3 protein-coding genes are annotated in these 6252 nt (G+C 75.5%); 2 read left to right on the forward strand and 1 reads right to left on the reverse strand.

Features of this window, described 5'->3' with window-relative positions:
• The coding region (locus GKQ77_RS25345) for an FHA domain-containing protein (protein WP_219691254.1) at nucleotides 1-2516 on the reverse strand (2516 nt) is incomplete at its 3' end.
• A gap of 469 nt (nucleotides 2517-2985) precedes the next feature.
• Between GKQ77_RS25345 and GKQ77_RS25350 the strand changes: the two genes are divergently transcribed.
• Nucleotides 2986-4677 (forward strand): serine/threonine-protein kinase, encoded by a 1692-nt coding sequence (locus GKQ77_RS25350; RefSeq protein WP_219691255.1) that lies wholly within the window; start codon nucleotides 2986-2988, stop codon nucleotides 4675-4677.
• Between the two features lie 347 nt (nucleotides 4678-5024).
• Nucleotides 5025-6252 (forward strand): serine/threonine-protein kinase (locus GKQ77_RS25355; RefSeq protein ID WP_219691256.1); only part of this gene is annotated, 1228 nt, incomplete at its 3' end.

The following is a 6252-nucleotide window of genomic DNA, read 5'->3' on the forward strand; positions in this document are numbered from 1 at the left end:
ATGCCGAGCCGGTCGGGACGCTCGGCGGCGGCGAGGGAGGCGGCGATGGAACGCAGCAACTCCGTACGCCCACTGCCCGCGGGCCCCTCGGCCAGCAGATGCGGCCCGTCGGCGGCGAGGTCCACGGCGACGGGCCCGCGCGGCCCCGCGCCGAGCACCGCGACGGCCCGCCCGCCCAGCGCCTCCGCGTCGTCCGCGGCGGCGGCCCAGCGCGCCATCAGCGAGGCGGGCGTGGCACGGGCGAGGCCCAACTCGTCCAGGAGCCGGGCCGCTTGGGGCAGCGGCGCGGACACGCGTGCGTGCCCCTCACCGGCCGTGCCGTCCGTCCGCAGTGGCGCGAGCGCCCGCGCGAACCGCTCGGCCCACGCCGCCGACACCGCGTCCACCGCGGCGACCGTGCCGTGCCCCGCGGGCCGCCCGCCCGCCGCCCGCATCAGCCGCAGCGCGGTCGCCACATCGCCGCTGAGCAGTGCGACGGCACCGCACGCGCGGAAGGCGGGCGACACCGAACACGCGGCCTCGTACGTATCGAGGACCGGCGACGCGGGCGAGGCGGCCACGGTCTCGGCGAGGCACACGACATGGATCCCGGCCCGCGCGCCCTCACCGGCGAGCCGGACGGTCGCCTCGCGCAGCGCTGCCGACCCGGGGTCCCCGTCGACGATCACGACGGTGCGCGACGCGGGCTCCCCGAAAGCGGCCCCTCCGAAGGGACCGGGCCCCCCGAAGGGAGTGGGAGCCCCGAAACCGGCCGCCGCCCCGAAACCGGCCGCCGCCTCGGCGTCCACGCCGCCCTCGTCGGCGATGTGGTCGTCGAGGCGCCGGATCAGCTCGTCCGTGCGCGCCGCCGCCTGATCGCGGTCGTAGGCGAGGAGGAGCCGGCAGTCCTGGCCGTGCGTGGGCCGCAGATGGGGGAGCCAGCCGAGCCAGGCCCACTCGGCGGTGCGCTCCGCGGTGGTGCGCGCGCGGTCCGTGCTGATCAGCACGATCTCCAGGCAGTCGGGGGAGTGCAACGCGCCGAGCTGGGCGACGACCGCCCGCGCCAGGCCGGTCAGCCGCTCCCTCGGCCCGGCGATGCCGAGCGCGCCCGCCTCCCGCAGGCTCACCGTGACCGGCACGGCGGGCAGCGGCGTCCGGTCGTCGGGCGCCACCCGGTCGACCGTGCCGAGCCGCACCGCGAGCGCCTCCGGATGGCCCGGGCCCCGCTCCCAGAGGCGGGGGCCCGGGCCGAGCGCAGTCAAGAGGAGGGTGGCGGGATCCGGCCAGGATTCGGGCGTCCGCGCGGCGGCGGCGACGGCAAGCTCCTCCGGCGTGGGCTCCGGCGCCCCGAACTCGCCGTCGTCACCGTCCTCGTCGGTGTCGTACGCGTCATACCCGTCGTACGCCCCCTCGTCCTGCCCGCTGCCCCGGCCCCCGGTCAGCCGCCGGGCCCAGGCCGAGAGGCCGCCCCGCTTGCGCAGGCCGCGCGGGACCGTCGTGCCGCGCGGCGGAGTGCCGAGGCGGGTCCGCTCGGCGTCGGGCGCGCCGCCCTGCGCGGGCACGACACCCGGGTCGCCGCCGACCGTGTCGTACGCCCCGTGCTCGCTGCCGTGGCCCCCCGCCGCCCCGTGCGCCTGCGAGGCGTGCGCCCCTTGTGTCTCGTACGCCCCCGAATGTGTCTCGTACGCCCCCGAAGTCCCGTGAGTCCCGTGGGCTCCATGCGTCCCGTGTGCACCGGCCGGCCGGTGCGTGCCGTCGCCGCCCGCCGCTCCCCACTCCGCCGAGCCGTACGCGTGGTGGGCGGCCCCCTCCGGAGAGCGGGCGGGCGCGAGGAACGCGGGCTGGGGGGTCTCGGCGGGCCGCACGCGCACGTGCCCCTCGCCGTCGGGCGCGGTCGTGAGGGTCCCGCCCGCTCCGGGGGCCGCGCCGGCGCCGCCGCCGGTCAGGCGGAGCGCCGACTCGCCGATCCGCAGCAGGGAGCCCGGGGGGAGCGGCACGGGGCGGTCGGTGACCTCCCTGCCGTCCACCGATGTGCCGTTCGTCGAACCCAGGTCCGTGACCGTGACGCGGCCGTCCTGGGCGAGGGTGACCGCGCAGTGCAGCCGGGAGACGTCGGGGTCGTCGAGCGGGACGTCCGCGTCGGCGGAGCGGCCGACCCGGATCTGGCCGCCGTGCAGCAGATGGACGCCGCCCGCGTCGGGCCCCGCCACCACGTGCAGCTGGGCGGCCGCGCCGGCCGGTTCGGGACCGGGCTCGGCGGGCGCGCCGAGCGAGAGCACCGCGCCGTCGATCAAGGGAGGCTCGCCGAGCGTGCACCGCTGGGCGTCGAGGCGCTCCGGGCCCGCGTACAGCACGAGGGGGCTCTCGGTGCCCGCCACGGCCGTGGCGAGGCCGGAGGCCACCGCGGCGAGCGCGGTCCCGGCGGGCGCGGTGACCAGCACGTCACAGGCGCCGGGAACCCCGGTCGCCGCCGGGGGGCGGCCTTGCTGCTCGGTCTGGCCGCTGCGCGGCCCGAGGACGGTCAGCCGGATCTGCATCGCCGTCAGCGGTCCCTTCTGCGCTGGGCGCCCGGCACGGGGACTCGCGCTGTGTTTCCCCCCACCGCACACGGGCACGTCGGCCAGTACTGGGGGCATCCTCGCACCTGCCACCGACAACACGCCCGGCGGCCACCGGTAAGTGATCTTGATTGGTCGCCTCTGCTCGGAAAAGTGCCTGCTTGGACCGCCTGGGACAGGTGTGAGGGCCCGGGTGAAGGTCCGTGCGGGAAGGCCGAACCGGAGACTCTCCGGCAACCAATGGCCACGGTCGAGCGTCTTTCTCCCGGACAGCGACCCGGAGAGTGATCCGGACTGTGATCCGGAGAGTGATCCACGGGAACAGCCGGGCGGAATCGGATCGACCGGTGCCCCGTTCGGCAGCACTACAGTGGGTCGGAACACCTCAGACCCCCGGACGGGTCCAGCGTCCGGACGGGACCAGCCAGATCAGCAGGGAGCGCATGACGTGCGGCCGGTAGGCAGCAAGTACCTGCTCGAGGAGCCGCTCGGGCGCGGCGCCACGGGCACAGTCTGGCGGGCCCGCCAGCGGGAGACCGCGGGTGCCGAGGCGGCCGTCGCGGGCCAGCCGGGCGAGACCGTCGCGATCAAGGTCCTCAAGGAAGAGCTGGCCAACGACGCGGACGTGGTGATGCGCTTCCTCAGGGAGCGGTCCGTCCTGCTCAGGCTGACCCACCAGAACATCGTCAGAACACGCGACCTGGTCGTCGAGGGTGACCTCCTCGCCCTGGTCATGGACCTGGTCGACGGCCCGGACCTGCACCGCTACCTGCGCGAGAACGGCCCGTTCACGCCGGTCGCCGCGGCCCTGCTGACCGCCCAGATCGCCGACGCGCTCGCCGCGAGCCACGCCGACGGCGTCGTCCACCGCGACCTGAAGCCCGCGAACGTCCTGCTCAAGCAGGATGCCGAGGGCATGCACCCGATGCTCACCGACTTCGGCATCGCGCGCCTCGCGGACTCCCCGGGCCTGACCCGCACCCAGGAATTCGTCGGCACGCCCGCGTACGTCGCGCCGGAGTCTGCCGAGGGCCGCCCGCAGACCAGCGCCGTCGACATCTACGGCGCCGGCATCCTGCTGTACGAGCTGGTCACCGGCCGCCCGCCGTTCGCCGGTGGCTCGGCCCTCGAAGTCCTGCACCAGCACCTCAGCGCCGAGCCGCGCCGCCCCTCGACCGTCCCCGACCCGCTGTGGACGGTCATCGAGCGCTGCCTGGACAAGAACCCGGACCGCCGCCCCAGCGCCGTGAACCTCGCCCGTGGCCTGCGGGCGGTCGCCGACGGCGTGGGCGTGCACTCCACCCCGGCGCAGATCGCCGCCGCGGAGGGCGTGGGCGCCCTGCTGATGCCGGACCCCTCGCCGGCCCCCGTGCCGGAGGCTCCGGGCGCGGCCGACCCCACGCAGGTCCTGCCGAGCAACGCGGGCGCGTACGACCCGAACGCGGCGACCAGCGTCATGCGCAGCACCGGCGCCCCCGGTGACGCCGACCCCACCTCCGTACTGCCTAACAACCGCGGCGCCGCCGACCCGACCGCGGTCATGCCGCCGGTCCCGCCGAACGACCCGGGAGCGGATCCGAACGAGCCGCACCCCTGGCAGAACCAGATGCGCGCGGCCCGCGACCGCAACGAACAGACCCAGGTCCACTCCTATCTCGACCCCGACCAGGACCCGCTGCGCCGCCGCCCCCAGCGCCAGGTGGCCCGGCCCCAGCAGCAGCCGCCGCACCCGCAGCAGTACTCGCCGCAGCAGCAGCGCGGGCAGCAGCAGCGCGGCCAGCAGCCGCGTGGGCAGCGCCCGCAGCAGTACGCTCCCGCGCCCCAGCAGTACCAGCCGCAGCACCAGCCCCAGCAGTACGCCGCGCCCCCGCAGGCGCCGCAGCCCCAGCAGCCCGCCCCGCGCCCCGCGCGCGAGCCGAGGCAGCCGCGTCAGCGCAGCGCCAACCCGATGAAGATCCCGGGGCTCGGCTGCCTCAAGGGCTGCCTGTTCACGATCCTCATCCTCTTCGTGGCGAGCTGGCTGGTCTGGGAGTTCAGCCCGCTGCAGGACTGGATCGGCACGACGAAGGGCTACTGGGAGCAGCTGACGGACTGGTACGACACGGTCAGCGGCTGGGTAGGAAAGCTCGGCGGCAACTAGGGCCTGTCCGGCGGATCATGTCGCGGGACGCGGGGTGTGGCACCCCGATCTGCGGCGTTGTCGTCGGTTGTCAACGCTCCGCGTTGCCGCCCTCCTCCGCCTTGCATCTCGGCGCACCACACCCCGCTCACCCGCACCAAGAGGTGTCCGCCACCCGAACGCGACCTGATCCGCCGGACAGGCCCTAGGAGCCGTCCGGTTTCCCTGGCGCGCGCCCGCGCGGGCGGACAATCCCCGGACGACTCTGGGGATTTGTCGACATCTGCAGGGTGATTTCTGCTCCCGGAGTGAAGGTTGGTGGCAAGGACGCGTAGTTTTGTCGCCAACACGCATCCGTAGGAGCAGTCTTGACGCGCAAGATCGGCAGCCGGTACACCGCCCACCAGATCCTGGGCCGTGGCAGCGCCGGCACGGTGTGGCTCGGCGAGGGGCCCGAAGGTCCCGTCGCCATCAAGCTGTTGCGCGAGGACCTGGCCTCCGACCAGGAACTCGTCGGCCGCTTCGTCCAGGAGCGCACGGCTCTGCTCAGCCTCGACCACGCGCGCGTGGTGGGCGTGCACGACCTGGTCGTCGACGGCAACGACCTGGCGCTCGTCATGGATCTCGTACGCGGCACGGACCTGCGCACCCGCCTCGACCGCGAGCGGCGCATGGCCCCCGAGGCCGCGGTCGCCATCGTCGCCGACGTCGCCGACGGGCTCGCCGCCGCGCACGCGGCGGGCATCGTGCACCGTGACGTCAAGCCCGAGAACGTCCTCCTGGACATGCAGGGCCCGCTCGGCCCCGGCGGGGCGCACCCCGCGCTCCTCACCGACTTCGGCGTCGCCAAGCTGATCGACTCCCCGCGGCGGACCCGCGCCACGAAGATCATCGGTACGCCGGACTATCTAGCCCCCGAGATCATCGAGGGCCTGCCGCCGCGCGCCGCCGTCGACATCTACGCCCTCGCGACGGTGCTGTACGAGCTTCTCGCGGGGTTCACCCCCTTCGGCGGGGGCCACCCCGGCGCGGTCCTGCGCCGCCACGTCACAGAAACGGTCGTGCCGCTTCCCGGGATCCCCGAGGAGCTGTGGCAGCTGCTCGTCCAGTGCCTCGCCAAGGCGCCCGCCTCGCGGCTGCGCGCCTCCGAGCTCGCGGCGCGGCTGCGGGAGCTGTTGCCGCTGGTGGCGGGGATGCCGCCGCTGGACGTCGACGAGCCCGACACGGAGCCTTCGCCGGCCGAGGAGGCGTACGAGGACTCCGCACCCGAGCCGCGCGCGGCCGCTCCCCGGCGCGGGGCGGTCCCCCTGGTGCCGGGGTCGACGTCGGCCGACTCGAACAACCGGGACACGCACACCTCGATGCGGGTGCCGGGGCCGGACGAGCTGGCAGGCGGGGCCCGCGGCACGGCCCGCGCGCCGAGGGCGTCCGGCGCGGCCCGCCCCGGCTCCGCCAAGCACCGCGCCTCCACGCGGCGCCGCCGGGTCACGCTCGGGGTGGCCGGGGTCGTCCTCGCGGCGGCGGCGGGCATCGGCGTCTACGCGGCGAGCTCCTCCGACGCACAACCAACGGCCCCCGACACCTCTTCCCCCATGT

Origin of the sequence: Streptomyces anatolicus, from assembly GCF_019400875.1 — a bacterium.
GTDB lineage: Bacteria > Actinomycetota > Actinomycetes > Streptomycetales > Streptomycetaceae > Streptomyces > Streptomyces anatolicus.